At 63.2% G+C, this 16418-nt stretch carries 16 protein-coding genes and 1 pseudogene; 6 read left to right on the top strand and 11 right to left on the bottom strand.

Features of this window, described 5'->3' with window-relative positions:
- Window positions 1-95: 95 nt before the first annotated feature.
- A complete protein-coding gene (locus KHO23_RS30650) occupies window positions 96-1064 on the top strand; it encodes an alpha/beta fold hydrolase (protein ID WP_211616195.1) in 969 nt (322 codons plus the stop codon).
- Window positions 1065-1215: 151 nt separating this feature from the next.
- On the opposite strand, the gene poxB is transcribed toward KHO23_RS30650, so the two are convergent.
- The 5 genes and pseudogenes from poxB to KHO23_RS30625 all read right to left on the bottom strand — a co-directional run bounded on the left by poxB (window position 1216) and on the right by KHO23_RS30625 (window position 6613).
- On the bottom strand, window positions 1216-2940 hold the full coding sequence (gene poxB / locus KHO23_RS30645; RefSeq protein WP_211616193.1) for a ubiquinone-dependent pyruvate dehydrogenase: 1725 nt from the start codon (window positions 2938-2940) through the stop codon (window positions 1216-1218).
- Between the two features lie 138 nt (window positions 2941-3078).
- Window positions 3079-3189, bottom strand: a pseudogene (locus tag KHO23_RS30640) (ABC transporter ATP-binding protein); the annotation flags it as partial.
- Between the two features lie 61 nt (window positions 3190-3250).
- Window positions 3251-4231: an isoaspartyl peptidase/L-asparaginase family protein gene (locus KHO23_RS30635; protein WP_211616191.1), complete on the bottom strand. Its 981-nt coding sequence runs from the start codon at window positions 4229-4231 to the stop codon at window positions 3251-3253.
- Window positions 4228-5193 carry a MurR/RpiR family transcriptional regulator gene (locus tag KHO23_RS30630; protein ID WP_211616189.1) on the bottom strand — a complete coding sequence of 322 codons (966 nt, stop codon included), beginning with the start codon at window positions 5191-5193 and terminating at the stop codon, window positions 4228-4230. The genes KHO23_RS30635 and KHO23_RS30630 overlap by 4 nt, the downstream gene beginning before the upstream one ends.
- 154 nt (window positions 5194-5347) lie before the next feature.
- Window positions 5348-6613, bottom strand: coding sequence for an MFS transporter (locus KHO23_RS30625; RefSeq protein WP_211616187.1), 1266 nt, complete (start codon window positions 6611-6613; stop codon window positions 5348-5350).
- Window positions 6614-6707: 94 nt separating this feature from the next.
- Between KHO23_RS30625 and KHO23_RS30620 the strand changes: the two genes are divergently transcribed.
- On the top strand, window positions 6708-7418 hold the full coding sequence (locus KHO23_RS30620) for a pseudouridine synthase (protein WP_211616185.1): 711 nt from the start codon (window positions 6708-6710) through the stop codon (window positions 7416-7418).
- A 168-nt stretch (window positions 7419-7586) separates the two neighbouring features.
- Window positions 7587-7775: a hypothetical protein gene (locus KHO23_RS30615; protein WP_211616183.1), complete on the top strand. Its 189-nt coding sequence runs from the start codon at window positions 7587-7589 to the stop codon at window positions 7773-7775.
- 2 nt (window positions 7776-7777) lie between these two features.
- Here KHO23_RS30615 and KHO23_RS30610 read toward each other — a convergent pair whose 3' ends face one another.
- Entirely contained in the window at window positions 7778-8809 is a 1032-nt protein-coding gene (locus KHO23_RS30610; RefSeq protein WP_211616181.1) for an NAD-dependent epimerase/dehydratase family protein, read from the bottom strand.
- A 94-nt stretch (window positions 8810-8903) separates the two neighbouring features.
- Here KHO23_RS30610 and KHO23_RS30605 point away from each other — a divergent pair, with 94 nt between their 5' ends.
- Complete coding sequence (locus KHO23_RS30605) at window positions 8904-9935, top strand: CDP-6-deoxy-delta-3,4-glucoseen reductase (protein WP_211616179.1); 1032 nt, start codon at window positions 8904-8906, stop codon at window positions 9933-9935.
- Here the strand turns inward: KHO23_RS30605 and KHO23_RS30600 are convergent.
- On the bottom strand, window positions 9901-10836 hold the full coding sequence (locus tag KHO23_RS30600) for a hypothetical protein (protein ID WP_211616177.1): 936 nt from the start codon (window positions 10834-10836) through the stop codon (window positions 9901-9903). The genes KHO23_RS30605 and KHO23_RS30600 overlap by 35 nt on opposite strands.
- Window positions 10837-11382: 546 nt before the next feature.
- Here KHO23_RS30600 and KHO23_RS30595 point away from each other — a divergent pair.
- Both KHO23_RS30595 and KHO23_RS30590 read left to right on the top strand, forming a co-directional pair.
- On the top strand, window positions 11383-12567 hold the full coding sequence (locus tag KHO23_RS30595; RefSeq protein WP_211616175.1) for an acetylornithine transaminase: 1185 nt from the start codon (window positions 11383-11385) through the stop codon (window positions 12565-12567).
- Between the two features lie 18 nt (window positions 12568-12585).
- Window positions 12586-13053, top strand: coding sequence for a GNAT family acetyltransferase (locus tag KHO23_RS30590; RefSeq protein WP_211616173.1), 468 nt, complete (start codon window positions 12586-12588; stop codon window positions 13051-13053).
- 91 nt (window positions 13054-13144) lie between these two features.
- On the opposite strand, the gene KHO23_RS30585 is transcribed toward KHO23_RS30590, so the two are convergent.
- From KHO23_RS30585 to KHO23_RS30570, 4 genes are all read right to left on the bottom strand, one after another.
- Window positions 13145-13861, bottom strand: coding sequence for an ABC transporter ATP-binding protein (locus KHO23_RS30585; RefSeq protein WP_211616171.1), 717 nt, complete (start codon window positions 13859-13861; stop codon window positions 13145-13147).
- Window positions 13861-14661 (bottom strand): ABC transporter ATP-binding protein, encoded by an 801-nt coding sequence (locus KHO23_RS30580; RefSeq protein WP_211616169.1) that lies wholly within the window; start codon window positions 14659-14661, stop codon window positions 13861-13863. Before KHO23_RS30580 ends, KHO23_RS30585 begins: the two co-directional genes overlap by 1 nt.
- 18 nt (window positions 14662-14679) lie before the next feature.
- Entirely contained in the window at window positions 14680-15849 is a 1170-nt protein-coding gene (locus KHO23_RS30575; protein WP_211616167.1) for an ABC transporter permease subunit, read from the bottom strand.
- 26 nt (window positions 15850-15875) lie between these two features.
- A partial coding sequence (locus tag KHO23_RS30570; protein ID WP_211616165.1) for a branched-chain amino acid ABC transporter permease occupies window positions 15876-16418 on the bottom strand: 543 nt, incomplete at its 5' end.

The following is a 16418-nucleotide window of genomic DNA, read 5'->3' as shown; positions in this document are numbered from 1 at the left end:
TCTGCGCCGCACTTAACGGCGAGGATAGTGATTGTCACTGGCGTGGTGCTTCTGTATGTTGCCCTAGTCGAGGTTTCCGCCTTCGGAGATTCAACATGTCGCCCAAACGCCTGCTTTGCGCCGCTGCTATGTGTCTCTGCTTCGCTGGGGCCGGCGCCCTCGCGCAAACCGCGGCGCCCGCGGCGGAACCCGCGGCCGAACCGGCGGACATGCCCGGCATGGAGTCAAGCGCACCTGAAGCACCGGCCCCGCCGTCCGCCGCGCCGGCCGTGGTCCCCGCGCCGCCTGCCGCCACCGCCCCCACACCCGCCGCACCCGCCACCCCAATGGCAAGCGCGCCCAAACCACCCACGGCGCCAATGACAGGCCCCGTGCGCAACGTCGTGCTGGTTCATGGCGCTTTCGTCGACGGGTCGAGCTGGAACGGTGTCGTCGCGAAGTTGCAGCAGAAGGGATATCACGTGAGTTCGGTACAGAACCCGCTCACGTCGCTCGCGGACGATGTCGCGGCCACCCGCCGCGTCCTTGCGCGCCAGCAGGGCCCGACCATCCTGGTGGGCCACTCGTGGGGTGGCGTCGTGATCACCGAAGCGGGCGCGAACGCGCCGAACGTTGCAGGTCTCGTGTACATCGCGGCGATTGCGCCGGATCTGCATGAGTCCACGGCAGATCTTATGAAACGCGCGGCGCCGATGCCCGCGGCCCAAGGCATCATCGCGGACTCCAGCGGTTTCCTCTGGGTCGACCGCACGAAATACCACGCCGACCTCGCCGCAGACGTGCCCGAAAACCTCACCCGCGTTCTGTCCGCCGCGCAAGTTCCGATCGCCGCGACGGCATTCAACGAAACCGTCAATCACGTCGCGTGGAAAGAGAAGCCATCGTGGTATGTGGTGACGACCCGGGATCGCGCGGTGTCGCCCGAAGTCGAAAAATTCATGGCCGAGCGGATGAATGCAAGAGTCGTGTCGATGTCATCAAGCCATCTCGCACCGGTGTCGCATGCTGGCGCAGTCGCAGACGTGATCGATCGCGCGGCGCGGGAGTGGAGCCGGCAACAGTAAGCAAGGTCCGACTTGATGCGTATGCGCGAGACTTGTCGCGCATACGCTGCTGAAAGCAAAGGCTCTGGCGCCTAAGCGCAATCAAGCATCCAGGCACACTCAAACACCAAGGCGGAACTGAAGCGCTAACCCGCTACGGCTCCAACGCTCCTCACCGCAGGTTCGTCGTCGCCAATTCAACGACCTCGTCGCCGCGGCCATTGAGCACCGCTCGCAACATATACAGGCTGAACCCCTTCGCTTGCGCCCATTGAATCTTCGGCGGCAACGCGAGCTCGTGCTTCGCCGTCACCACATCGATCACTGCGGGCCCAGGATGCGCGAATGCCTCGCGCAACGCGGGCTCGATGTTTTCCGACAATTCGATCCTCGCCCCGTAGATGCCCGCGCCGCGCGCAATCGCCGCGAAGTCGGTGGAGACGAGATCGGTGCCGCTTTCGAGGTAGCCACCCGCCTTCATCTCCATCGCGACAAAGCCGAGCGTGCTGTTGTTGAACACAACCACCTTGATCGGCAGATTCAGTTGGCGCGCGGTGAGCAGATCGCCGAGCAACATCGACAAACCGCCGTCGCCCGATAGCGAAATCACCTGGCGCTGCGGGTGCGCCGCTTGCGCGCCCAGCGCCTGCGGCATCGCATTGGCCATCGAGCCGTGATTGAACGAGCCATGCAGACTGCGCTTGCCATTCATCGTCAGATAACGCGCGGCCCAAAGTGTCGGCGTGCCGACGTCGGCGGAAAACACGGCGTCTTCGTTCGCCACTTTGTCGATGATGCTGGTCAGATATTGCGGATGAATCGCGCGCCCCGGATCAGACGGGCGGGCGAGATCGTCGAGGCCCTTGCGCGTATCGGCGTAGTGCTTGCGGGCGTTCTCGAGGAAGCGCCGATCGGTCTTGCGATCGATCATCGGGAGCAGTGCCTGCAAGGTCGCCTTGACGTCGCCAACGAGGCCCAGCTTCAACGGCGCGCGCTTGCCGAGCGCGGAGCCGCGGCGATCGATCTGCACCACGTTGCCATGCGACGGATAGAAGTTGCGATACGGGAAATCGGTGCCGAGCATCACGAGCGTGTCGCACGACATCATCGCGTGATAACCGGAGCTGAAGCCGATCAGCCCAGTCATGCCGACATCGAACGGGTTGTCCCACTCCACGTATTGCTTGCCGCGCAATGCATGCACGGTGGGCGCGCCAAGCTGGCCGGCGAAGGCCACCACTTCGTCGTGCGCGTCCGCGCAGCCGCTGCCGCACAGCAGCGTCACGCCGCCGGCCTGATTCAGCATATCGGCGAGCCGGTCGAGATCCGCGCCGGAGGGCACCACCGTCGAGCGTTCGAGCGTACCGGCCCACGCCGGCGTTTCGTCCGGTGCTTCGTCGAGCGCGACATCGCCGGGCAGCACGATTACCGCGACGCCACGCTCTTCGATCGCGGTGCGCATCGCACGCGCCAGCACGCGTGGGAACTGCGACGGGTTCGTCACCAGCTCGGCGTAGTGGCTGCACTCCTTGAACAACTCCTGCGGGTGGGTTTCCTGGAAGTAACCGAGGCCGATCTCCGAGGAGGGAATGTGCGCGGCGATCGCGAGCACGGGCTGATGATTGCGATGACAGTCGTACAGGCCGTTGATCAGATGCAGGTTGCCTGGACCGCAACTGCCCGCGCAGACGGCGAGCTTGCCGGTAGCGGCGGCATCGGCGCCGGCGGCGAAGGCCGCGACCTCTTCGTGGCGCGTATGCATCCAGCGAATCGAACCGAGCCGTTGCAAGCTATCCGACAGGCCGTTCAGGCTGTCGCCGGTCACGCCCCAGATCCGTTCGACGTCTGCTGCCGCCAGTGTTCTGGCCAGATAATCCGCGATAGTCTGCTTACCCATGCTGTACTCCGCTAAGTGAGAAAGACGGTACCTCTGGAATGCCAGAGAGTACCGCGTCCTCGCGAGACCTGTCCCAGAGGGGGCAGCGTTTTATCGAAGCGTAATCATGGGGGATGGCCGCGCTCGCCGGGCTACCCTCTGCGCCTCGCGCGTGACGTCGAGCGCGGTGGCCGGCTGATCGGCGATCAACAGCGCGGGCTTGCACGACAGCGCCGTCGCGATCATCACGCCTTGACGCTTGCCGCCAGATCTAACGGTAATTCAAACGAAAATTCAAGCGACAGCGCAGCGGGACCGCAACGAGCGCGCGTTAGCGATAGATCGCCGTCACCGGCGTTTCGCCGATCCGTGCGAATCCGCGGTACATGCCCTCGGTATTGAACGGCAGCGTGACGTTGCCGCGCGCATCGACGGCGACCAGACCGCCGCGTCCATCGATCTTCGGCAAACGGTTCATCACCACGTCGTGCGCCGCTTCTTCGAGCGAGACATTGCGGTACGCCATCTGCGCCGCGACGTCGTACGCAGCCACCATGCGCATGAACATCTCGCCGGAGCCGGTGGTCGAGACCGCGCAGGTTGCGTCGTCCGCATAGCAGCCCGCGCCGATCAGCGGCGTATCGCCGACCCGGCCGACCTGCTTGTTGGTAACGCCACCCGTCGAGGTCGCAGCGGCTACGTGGCCATGCTGATCGAGCGCGACCGCGCCCACGGTGCCGAACTTGCGATTCGGATCGATCGGCTCGTGCGGCGTGGGATCGTCATTGTTCGAGACCAGCGTCGCGCCGTCGTGATCGAGCATGGCGCGCTGCTGACCGCGCGCGAGTTGCCATTGGCGATAGCGCGCTTCGGTATGGAAATAATCAGGCTCAACGAATTCGAGACCCTGCGCGGCCGCGAAGGCTTCCGCACCTTCGCCCGTAAACAGCACGTGTTCACTGTGCTCCAGTACACGGCGCGCCGCCAGAATCGGATTGCGTACGCGCTTCACGCAGCAGACCGCGCCCGCGTCGAGCGTGCTGCCGTCCATGATGGCCGCGTCGAGTTCATGCGTGCCGGCCGCCGTGTAAACCGCGCCACGTCCGGCGTTGAAGAGCGGGCAGTCTTCGAGCAGGCGCACGGCCTCGCTGACGGCGTCGAGCGCACTGCCGCCGTCGGCGAGGACGCGCTGTCCGGCGCTCAGCACGGCATGCAAGGCAGCCTGATAGTCGGCTTCGGCGCTGGCCGACATCGATGCGCGCAGGATCGTGCCTGCCCCGCCATGAATGGCGATGACTGCGTTGGTGTTCATTTTTTGGCTTTGGTCGTGCGGGGGGTACGAGTAGAAACGCTCAGGGACTGCACGCTTGAGCCAACGGCAGCGGCTTGCGGATCGGTGAGCCACGGCAGCACGAATTCGCTGACTTCGGCGGCGGCCTGCACCGAACGTTTCGCCCGGTAGGCGACCGAGTCGCACAGCGCTTCGATCACGGCCAGTACGGCCGAATCGGCATTGGCCGCGAGCCGCCGCTCGGAACGGATATAGAGCGAAAGATCGGCGAATTGCGCGAGCGGCGAGTGCGGACCGTCGGTCAGCGCAAGCACGCGTGCCCCGCGGCTTGCCGCGCGCCGCGCGAGTTCGATCGTGTCTTCGACGTAACGTGGAAACGCGATCCCGATCACCAGATCGCCTTCATTCGAAGCGAACAAACGTCGCGCGGCATGCGACGGTCCGCCGACGAACGCGAGCGACTGCACGTTGTCGTGATACGTCATCAGGCCATGCTCCATCAGGCCCGCGAGGAACGCGCTCGAACCCGCGCCAAGCACGAAGACGCGACGCGCGGAGATGATCGCGTCCACGGCGGCCTCGGCGGCCGTGCTGTCGATCGCCGAGCGAGTGGATTGCAGATTGATGGCGGCCTGCCCGAGCGACGCGTCGATCAGATCGTTGCCGGAAGCGCGCGATTCCTGCGCGCTACGCAGCCGCTCGACGGGGGCGAGCGTCGCTTCGAAGCCGCGTACCAGCGCTTCGCGAAACTGCGGATAGCCGTCGAAGCCGAGCGCGCGGGCGAAGCGATTCGCCGTTGCCACCGACGCACCGACCACGCTCGCCAGTTCGTCGATCCGCATGGTCGCCGCGCGGAACAGGTTCGCCAGCACGTATTCGCCCATGCGCCGATGGATCGGCGTGAGGCTCGGCATCGCTGCGGCAATGCGCGCGGCGATGGCCTGCTCGGCGGGGTTGGAAGCAACGGACGAGTGATGGATCATGCGAGCAAGCCGGTGTGATGGTGTAAGCAAAATGCATGAAAGTATATTTACATAGAAATCCTGTAGAAAAAAATTCATTTTCATTTTTGAGGGTTTCCCCTGACGATCGCGAGCACTTCGGCACGCAACACAGCCGTTCGATGAAAACCGGTTTTCATTGAGCGATCGCGGCGCCCTCGGGAATACGGGCGAGCCGTGCCGCCGGCGACATGACGATGATCAACGCCTGCGCAAGGAAGGCCGCCGCAGCAGCGACCAGACACGCCTCCATCCCCCAGCGCGCGCTGATCGCCGCACCGAGCAACGCGCCCAGCGGCCGCGCGCCAAAGGTCGCGGTGCTGTTGAGCGCCGAGACGCGGCCCATCATCCGTTCAGGCGTGATCGCCTGACGCAGCGTGGTCGAGCCCACCACCCACAGAATCGGTCCCGCGCCGAGCAGGAAGAAGCTCAGCATCGCCAGCCAGAACGACGGCGTGACGATCGTCGCCACCATCACGAGCGAGGCGAGCAAACCGCATGACGGCCCGATAATCAGCACGCGGCCGAACGCGAGGCGCCGCGCGATGGCCGGTGCGGCGAGCGCACCGCACACCATGCCGACGCCGTACGCGCCGAGCGTCACGCCGACCATCGACGCGCTCAATCCCAAACGATGCACGGCGTACGGCACATACACCGCTTGCAGCACGAAGAAACCGAGATTGAAGAAGATCGCGGTGGCGAGCATCGGACGCAGCAACGCATCGCGCAGCACGAAGCGCGTACCGTCGCGCAGTTCCAGCATGAAGTGACGCTGGGCGGCAGCCGCTCGCGGCGGTTCGCGCAGCCCCGCGAGCAAGGCGACGGCCAGCGCCGATAGCCCGGCCGCGCAGCCATACGCCCAGCCCGCGCCGATCCAGCCGACCAGCAGCCCGCCAAGCGCCGGGCCCGCCGAATACGCGACGCTGCGCGCCAGTTCGAGCCGGCCGTTCGCCTGGGCGTACGCCTCGCGCGGCACGATCGAAGGCACCAGCGAAGGCGCTGCCACGTTGTAGGCCACCGTACCGGTCGCGGCGATGAAGCCGAGCGCGGCAAGCAGCGGCAAGCTCAGCGCATGCGTCAGCACGAGCAGCAGCACGCACAGCATCGCGACCACGCGCACGCTCTCGGCGAGCGCCATCAACGTGCGGCGCGAGCGGCGGTCGGCCCATACGCCGAACGGGATCGACAACAACAGGAACGGCAGCGTCTGCGCGGTTTGCAACAGGCCGGTCTCGCGCGCGCCGGCGCCGAGTGCGAACACGGCGACGAGCGGCGCGGCGGCGAGGCTGATCTGCTCAGCGGATTGCGCGACCAGATTCGACCATGCGAGCCGCTGGAATGCGGCCGGCAGACGGATTGCGGATGAAGACGATGAAGCGGAAGAGGAAGCGGCGCGCATCGATGAACTCCTGCGACGGAACGGGGAGAGCCCATCGTGGCCGCTATGGCGCTGCGCGGCGCTCCGCTTCTTGCGGTGTTATTCTTCGCTCGCCATGAATCTCGAAAGCATCCTCTTCACTCAAGGTTTCGGCTCGCGCCGCCAATGCCGGGCGCTGATCGGCGACGGCCGCGTGAGCATCGACGGCTCGGTCCGCGCCGATGCCGACGCCGATTTCCCAACCCATGACGGCACGTTCTGCTTCAGTGTGGACGGCGTCGTCTGGCCGTATCGCGAGCACGCCTATCTGCTGCTGAACAAGCCCGCCGGCTACGAATGTTCGCGCGACCCGCAGCATCATCTGAGCGTGTTCAGTCTGCTGCCGCCGCAGTTCGCCGAGCGCGGCGTGCAATGCGTGGGCCGCCTCGATCAGGACACCACCGGCTTGCTGCTGCTCTCCGACGACGGCAAGTTCGTTCACATGTTCACGTCACCGAAACGCAAAGTACCGAAGCTGTACATCGCCACCACGCGCCATCCCATCGACGACACCCAGTTGAGCGCTTTGCGCGACGGTGTGCTGCTGCACGGCGAGCCCAAACCGATCGCCGCCGTCGAGGCCCAGGCGCGCGGCGAGCACGCGCTCGCCCTCACCGTGATGGAAGGCAAATATCACCAGGTCAAACGGATGATCGCGGCGGCCGGCAACCGTTGCGAAGCGCTGCATCGCGAGCGGATCGGCGGACTCTCATTGCCTGCGACACTCGCTGAAGGGGCGTGGCAATGGCTCGACGAAACCGACCTCGGATCTTTACGGAGCGGGTAAACCGGTAGAGCCCTTTTAAAGCCTTGATGCATCAGGATATTCGTGTGCGCCCCCGCACATAGGCCCCAGCGGGCACCCGATTACGCGCTGCAGCGCAGCATGCTCTCCCTTACAACTCGCCCTATACTCGTTTAAACAAAGACTACAAAGGGTTCAAGGAGGGGCGCCATGGTCATCCACGACACCATCGCAATTTCGAATGTGATGATCGCTTTCGTGTGCCTCGGCCTGGTTTTGATCGGCGGACTGCTGGTCATGATGCGGCTACGGCACAAATATCATCCGAACCTGATCGGCGCACTGATCGGTGCAATGCTGTGCTTCCTGTTGCTGGAGGCGTTACCTGCATTGACCTGAACCTACGGGGTCCCGCGGAAAAAATCCTCGACGCTTGGATACCGCAGGCGCACGTGCAATTCCGCTTTGAGGCGGCGGTTCACAAGCCGCCTCGATTCACGCATGAAGGACAGCAAGGTCGCCTCGATCTGCTGCTCTGCTTCGGCACGCGTGATGCGCGGCGCGCGTTCAAGGCCGAACGCATCGGCCACCACATCGAAGTACGCTCCCATTTTCAACGTCGTATCGTCGGATGCGTGGATTGCGCGCCCCGGCCGCCCGTGCGTGGCGAGGCGTACGAGAATCGCGGCGAGGTCGTCGGCGTGGATATGGTTGGTGTAGACGTCGTCGGCATCGATCAAGGCCGGGGTGCGCTTTTCCAGCCGCGCGAGCGGCAAGCGGTTGCTCGCGTAGATGCCTGGAATTCGCGCGATGCTTGCGGCGACCGCGCCTCGCGCCGTGGCGCTCCGCAATTGCCGCTCGGCCGACACGCGGCGTTTTGCGCGCGCATTGGCCGGCTGCGATGCGCGCGTCTCGTCGATCCATGCGCCGCCGCAATCCCCGTAGACGCCCGTTGTGCTCGCGTACACCAGCTTCACTGGTGCCTGCGGAGCGGCGGTCCAGCGCACCCTGTCGGGTACAATATTGGCTGCTTCAGATTCCGCCCACGAGGCACTCATGTTGCGTAACCCGCGGCGCAGTCGCCCCACCGGCGCCACCGCGCCGCGCGCGGCACGCAGCGCCCGATCGCGGCGCGCGCTCAGCGTAGCGAGCAAGGCACGGGTACGGCGGTCGTCGTCGCCGGTCTTTTGCGGCGGTGCGAGATGCAGCACCGTCGGCGCGAGGCCGGCAAGCCGTTTCAGGCTGCGGCGCGCGTCGAGGTCGCCGACCAGCGGCGTGACCCCCGCGGCGCGCAATTCGGCGCTGCGTTCGGCGTGGCTGGTGAGCGCGAAAACATGCGCGCGTGGCCGCAACAAGGGCACGCAGCGCATCCCGACGTCACCGCAGCCTACTATCAGCACGCGCGGACGGCGTAAATTTCGTGTCGCTTTCATGGTGGACGCATTGTAGCCGCCAAGCGCGGCAGGTACCGCACAGTTGCACCGCGGGTCCGATAACGATTACCGACTTTTCGAATTCGAACACTCTATGGCATTTAACGTCACGCTCCGGCAAAGCGGCCGGCAGTTTCAGGTAGAACAGGACGAACCGGTCCTGATCGCGGCCTTGCGCCAGGGCATCGGCCTGCCGTACGGCTGCAAGAACGGCGCCTGCGGCTCATGCAAAGGCACCGTGGTCAGCGGTCAGATCGAACAGCGCCAGCATTCGTCGTCGGCCTTGTCGAACGACGAAAAGACGCGCGGCATGGCCCTCTTCTGCTGCGCGACGGCATGCTCCGATCTCGAAGTGGATATCCGCGAAGTGGCCGGCGTGGGCGACGTGCAGGTCAAGAAACTGCCGTGCCGCGTGAACGCCATCGAGCGCAAAGCCGACGACGTCGTCGTGCTGAAGCTGCAGTTGCCCGCCAACGAACGTCTGCAATATCTGGCCGGCCAGTACCTCGAATTCATTCTGAAGGACGGCAAGCGCCGCAGCTATTCGATGGCGAATGCGCCGCACGCGGAAGGCCCGATCGAATTGCACATCCGTCACATGCCCGGTGGCGCGTTCACCGATCACGTCTTCAATACGATCAAGGAGCGCGACATCCTGCGCTTCGAAGCCCCGCTCGGCACCTTCTTCCTGCGTGAAGATTCGGACAAGCCGATCGTGCTGCTGGCCTCGGGCACGGGCTTCGCGCCGCTGAAAGCGATCGTCGAACATGCGGTGTTCAAGAACCTGAACCGTCCGATGACGCTTTACTGGGGCGCGCGCCGCAAGAAGGATCTATATCTGCTCGAACTCGCCGAGCAATGGGCTCGCGAGATCCCGAACTTCAAGTTCGTGCCGGTGTTGTCGGAGCCGGACGCGGGCGATGCGTGGAGGGGCCGTGTGGGCTTCGTGCATCGCGCGGTGATCGAAGATCTGCCGGACCTGTCGCCGTATCAGGTGTACGCGTGCGGCGCACCGGTGATGGTCGAATCGGCGCAGCGCGATTTCACCCAGCATCATGCGCTGCCGGAAGACGAGTTCTACGCGGATTCGTTCACGAGCGCGGCGGATTTGGCGAACGCGGTTTGAGAGCGCGCGTGGCATCGGCGCAGACGCGTCGATGCTCGCGAAGCGGTGTTCTGAAAGTGCGGCCGTGCAAATGGCCGTGCTTTGAGCATGTGTGATTTGCGCCGACGAAAGCGTCGATTCTGATCTGCAAGGCATGCGCTTGATTTTCTAGCGTCGCGTGCTCAGGCCGGAGCATTTTGCGCAATGGCGTGCATCCATCGCTGTCGGCTACGCCCAGATTTGAAACGACAAAATCGACTGCGGCCAGCGTATCGAAAAGCCTTCGGCCATACACCGGCTCGTGGTGCGCAACGCGATTACGCGTCTGGTAGATGTGCTCCAATTGCGTGGCTATCGCCGACCGATCAACCCGCTTGTCCGGGAAAACGCGCTTGAGCGAGGATCTCCATAAGGTCTGTTCGTAGTCGCTGGAAAACAGCCGCTTCCAGAAGTACATCGTGAGTTGAGTGATGACCTGCCCGCTTCGAACGGCGATTGTTTTTTGCCGCGCGTTGAGTCTGAACTCGTGACGCAACCCCGGCGGCACGCCGCGACGGAACGCCACCTCATCGAGGGCGCGTTTCTCGGACGAGTTCAGTTTGGCGTAGGAGGCACGCTGCGCACTGCGAACCGCCACTTCGATCTTGCCACGCTCCTCGTCCTTCCATGCAAAAGGCGCCGGTGGCCGACGCAACCAACCCTCAACACCGAAATACTCTGTCAGCTTGTCGCACACCGCGTTGCGCAGTGCGATTTCGACCACAGCAGTGACGCTCATCAGTGCGCCAGCAAGCTGCAACAACTCCTGATGAAGAGCGACGGCTGCGCGAGTGTTCCCCGCCATTGCCTGAAACGTACCGAGGCGTTCGCCCGAAAGCAATGCGGCAACTGCCGTAATTTCTTCATCTGTCAGGTGTTCCATTGACCTTTGGCTCCTGCGCTTTTAAAATTGTTGGCGATAAGTCGGGATCAGCGTCGGCAGCTATCTTCGGATGGGCGGACCCCCGGCTTCCTGATTAAGAATGGGCGCTCTCTTGAGCGCCCATTCGCATTTCCGGTGGTCATTTGTCCTGGTTCGTTCCGTCTACCTGACGGGCAACTCAAACAAGCGCCGTCACATTTTAGTCAGCCAAACATCTCATAATCAGCGTTCAAGCCAAGTTGGCGCGTCGGACAAAAATATCGGTCCAATGCAAATTCATGGTTTACACCAGCGCTTTCCTTGTCGTATTCTTTCGCGCATGAACCGCATCCAGTCCGAACTTCGACGTCGCCGCTCGCCGCTCCCTTAGGGACGCCGCTGGCTTCGTCACGGATTCGCGCCGCACAAGGGCGCAAGCAGTTCGAATCATGAAAGCCACGGCATGCCGTGGCTTTTTTGTTTGCTTTTTCGCTTTCCCCTGGCCGCCGCTTCGTAAGTGGCCCACCGCTCATTAATCCTTCACCCCGCTGTCTGGAGCCTGCCGTCATGAATTTCAATGAGTACCCGATCGAGTCGCTGATGTATATCACCAACCGGCCCGAAATCGTTTTCACGCACGGCAAGGGCTCGTGGCTCTACGACAATAACGGCAAGCGATATCTGGACTTCATCCAGGGCTGGGCCGTCAACAGCCTCGGCCATTGCAACGACGGCATGATCGAAGCGCTGAACAAGCAGGCGCAACTGCTGCTCAATCCGTCGCCGGCTTTCTACAACGGCCCGATGGCGCAACTCGCGGGCCTGCTCACGCAGCACAGCTGTTTCGACAAAGTGTTCTTCGCGAACAGCGGCGCGGAAGCGAACGAAGGCGCGATCAAGCTCGCGCGCAAGTGGGGCAAGAAGTTCAGGGACGGCGCGTTCGAAATCATCACGTTCGATCACAGCTTCCACGGCCGCACGCTCGCCACTATGTCCGCAAGCGGCAAGCCGGGCTGGGACACGATCTACGCGCCGCAAGTGCCGGGCTTCCCGAAAGCGGATCTGAACGACATCGCGTCGGTTGAAAAGCTCATCAACGCGAAGACCGTCGCGGTGATGCTCGAGCCGATTCAGGGCGAAGGCGGCGTGATTCCCGCCACGCGCGAATTCATGCAGCAACTGCGCGCGCTGACCAAACAGCACAACCTGCTGCTGATCGTCGACGAAGTGCAAAGCGGTTGTGGCCGCGCCGGCACCCTGTTCGCCTACGAACTGTCGGGCATCGAGCCGGACATCATGACGCTCGGCAAGGGCATCGGCGGCGGTGTGCCGCTCGCGGCGTTGCTCGCGAAAGCCGACATCGCCGTGTTCGAACCAGGCGACCAGGGTGGCACGTACAACGGCAATCCGTTGATGACCGCGGTCGGCTACTCGGTGATCTCGCAGCTGACCGCGCCGGGTTTCCTCGAAGGCGTGCGTGCGCGCGGCGAGTATCTGCGCGCGAAGCTGCTCGAACTGTCGGAAGAGCGCGGCTTCGAAGGCGAACGCGGTGAAGGTCTGCTGCGTGCCCTGCTGCTCGGCAAGGACATCGGCAACCAGATCGTCGAGAGGGCGCGCGTGATGCAGCCCGACGGCCTGCTGCTGAACGCCGCGCGCCCGAACCTGCTGCGCTTCATGCCGGCGCTGAACGTCACGAACGAAGAAATCGACCAGATGATGGCGATGCTGCGTTCAATTCTCGACACGCTTTAATCACGCAGGAAAGCGCGTATGACGACGACCGCAACGCTATCGATCCGCCGCTTCGACGTGAGCGACACCGACGCCGTGGTCGCACTGTGGCAGGAAGCGTTCCCCGAGTATCGGGACGTGACGCGGCCGCAGCGCAATCCGCATCTGTCGATCGCTAATAAGCTGGCGACGCAACCGGAGCTGTTCTTTGTCGCGGTGTTCGGCGAGCGTATTGTCGGCACGGTGATGGGTGGCTACGACGGGCACCGAGGCTGGCTGTATTCGCTCGCGGTGGATGAATCGTTGCGTCGTCACGGTATCGGCACGCGTCTGGTCGCGCAGGTTGAAAACGCGTTGACCGAACGCGGATGCCCGAAGCTGAACCTGCAGGTGTTGTCCGCGAAGGCCGACGTGCGCGCGTTCTATGAGGCGCTCGGTTATCGCGCGGATGCCGTGATCAGTCTCGGCAAACGCCTTGGCGAACTGGCGGAGACGCCGGCTGCTTAGGCGTCAGGAAAGCGCCTGAAAAGAGAAAGGCCGCATGCGCGATTGAAGCGCATGCGGCCTTTTTTACAGCTAAGCCAAACTTAGTCCGGGCTTATTCACCCAGATAAGCCGCCCGAACCTTCGGATCATCCAGCATCTGCTTCGCGTCGCCGGACATCGTCACCAGACCCGAGTCCATCACATAGCCGCGGTTCGCCGCCTGCAACGCGAGACGCGCGTTCTGCTCGACCAGCAGCACCGTCATGCCTTCAGCGGAAATCGCCCGCACCACTTCGAAGATCTTCTCGACCATGATCGGCGACAGACCCATCGACGGCTCATCCAGCAACAACAGCTTAGGCTTGCTGATGATCGCGCGCGCCATCGCCAGCATCTGCTGTTCGCCACCGGACAAAGTGCCCGCATATTGCGTCGCGCGTTCCTTCAGGCGCGGGAAGAAGCCGAACATGCGATCGACGTCCGCCTTGATGGCATCCGTGTCGTTACGCAGATAAGCACCCATCTGCATGTTCTCGACGATCGACATGCGCGAGAAAATGCCACGGCCTTCCGGCACCATCGCCAGACCGCGCTTGAGCAGTTCGTGCGCCGGGATGCCCTTGATCGACTCGCCCATGTACTCGATGTCGCCTGCGGCGTACGGCTTCAGACCCGTGATCGCCTTCATCGTCGTGGTCTTGCCTGCGCCGTTCGCGCCGATCAGCGTGACCAGTTCGCCCTGTGCAACTTCGAGGTCGATACCCTTGACTGCCTGGATGCCGCCGTAATTGACCTGCAGGCCCTTGATTTTCAACATTGCCGTAGCCATCAGTGGACCCCCGCACCCAGATAAGCTTCAATCACCTTCGGGTCCTTCTGCACATCATGCGGCAGACCCTGAGCAATCACCTTGCCGTAATCGAGCACTGTCATCTGATTGCACAGGCCCATCACCAGTTTCACGTCGTGTTCGATCAGCAGGATCGTCTTGCCGTCGCTGCGGATCTTGTCGAGCAACTTGGTCAGTTCGACCTTTTCCGTTGCGTTCATGCCGGCCGCCGGTTCGTCCAGCGCGAGCAGCTTCGGATCCGTTGCCAGTGCGCGAGCAATTTCCAGACGACGCTGGTGACCATACGACAGATTGCGCGACGTGTAGTCCGCGTACTGCGCAATGCCGACGTATTCCAGCAGTTCGACTGCGCGTTCCTTGATCTCGCGCTCTTCCTTGCGCTCAGCCGGCGTCTGGAACACGGCACCCAGCAAGCCGTGCTTCGTGCGCACGTGACGGCCGACCATCACGTTTTCCAGTGCGGTCATGCCACCGAACAAACGGATGTTCTGGAACGTACGGGCAATACCCGCCTTCGCCACCTGATACACAGCGGTCGGCGTGTATTCCGTGCCGTCGAGCTTGAACTCGCCCGAATCCGGCGTGTACAGACCCGTGATCACGTTGAAGAAGGTCGTCTTGCCGGCGCCGTTCGGACCGATCAGGCCATAAATCTGGCCCGACTTGATCTGCAGGCCGACGTCAGACAATGCCTGCAAGCCGCCGAAGCGCTTGTTCACGCCTTTCACCGACAGGCGGATCTGATCGCTGCCCACGTTGTTGCTTACGTTATCGCTCATATGAGTTCTCCCCGGACCTTAAGCACGCACCGGCTTCTTGCCGCTGCGCTTCGCCAGTTTCGCAATCTTGTCTTCGTGCTTCGGCGACGGCCACAGGCCTTCCGAGCGGTACAGCATGATCACGACCATCGCGAGGCCGTACAGCAACTGACGGATCACTTCGGTATCGACGATTTCGTGGCCGAAGATCGCGTTCTGCAGCGGACCCATCGTCGAGCGCAGGAATTCCGGGAACACGGCGAGCAGCACCGCACCGAGAATCACGCCGGGGATGTGGCCCATACCGCCCAGCACCACGCACGCCAGCACCACGACCGATTCCCAGAAGGTGAACGATTCCGGCGACACGAAGCCCTGGAACGAACCGAACATCGCGCCCGACAGGCCGCCGAACGATGCGCCCATCGCGAAGGCCAGCAACTTCACGTTACGGGTGTTGATGCCCATCGCCTTGGCGGCGATTTCGTCTTCGCGGATCGCGGCCCATGCACGGCCGATACGCGAGTGCTGCAAACGCGTACAGGTCCAGATCACGAACAGCGCGCACAACACGAACAGGTAGTAATACATGTACACCGACGGGAACGAGAACCCGAGGAACGTGTGCGTCTGCGCCAGACTGAAGCCGCCCACCGACACTGGATCGATCCCCGTGACCCCCTTCGGGCCGTTGGTGATGTTCACCGGACGGTCGAGGTTATTCATGAAGATCCGCACGATTTCCCCGAAGCCCAAGGTCACGATCGCGAGGTAGTCGCCACGCAGACGCAGCGTCGGCGCACCGAGCAGGACACCGAACGTCGCGGCGAGCCCCATGGCGATCGGTACGATGACCCAGATCGGCGCATGCAGGCCGTTCGGGAACAGGTGCGCGATCCACTCGAACTGCGAGGTCAGGTGCGGTGAACTCAACAGTGCCGCAACGTACGCGCCGATGGCGTAGAACGCGATGTAGCCCAAGTCCAGCAGGCCGGCGAAGCCGACCACCACGTTCAGGCCCAGCGCGAGCATCACGTACAGCATCGCGAAGTCGAGCACGCGGACCCAGTAGTTGCCGCCTGCGGCACCGATGATCATCGGTGCCGCAATCACGAAGATCGCGGTGATGATGCCGACGGTCAGCGTCTTCGTCAGGTTCTTTTCAGGGATGAGCGTCGTGGACGGCTCGATCGGTTGAATTGAGGTCATGTCTGTTTACTCCTTATGGCCCGGGATCAAGCGCGATCCGCAACACGTTCGCCGAGCAGACCCGACGGACGGAACACCAGCACGACGATCAGCACGATGAATGCGAACACGTCCTGATAGTTACTGCCGAACACACCGCCGGTCAGGTTGCCGATATAGCCGGCCCCCAACTGTTCGATCAGGCCGAGCAGCACGCCGCCCACCATCGCCCCGCCGAGATTGCCGATCCCGCCCAGCACCGCCGCGGTAAAGGCCTTCAGACCTGGGATGAAGCCCATATAGAAGTGTGCGTTACCGTATTCGGACGCGATCATCACGCCGGCGAGCGCGGCCAGCGCCGAGCCGATCATGAAGGTCGCCGAAATCACGAAGTTCGGGTTCACGCCCATCAGGCTGGCGACGCCCGGGTTTTCAGCAATCGCACGCATCGCGCGGCCGAGCTTGGTCTTGTGAACCAGCAGCAGCAGACCGCCCATCACGAGGAACGCCACCACGATGATCACGATTTCGGTCATCGAGATCACGGCGCCAGGCGTCGTGTCGGTGGCCTTGATCACGTTGATCGGGTC

The organism is Paraburkholderia haematera (assembly GCF_905220975.1).
GTDB lineage: Bacteria > Pseudomonadota > Gammaproteobacteria > Burkholderiales > Burkholderiaceae > Paraburkholderia > Paraburkholderia haematera.
This window is presented reverse-complemented; position numbering and strand designations above follow the sequence as displayed.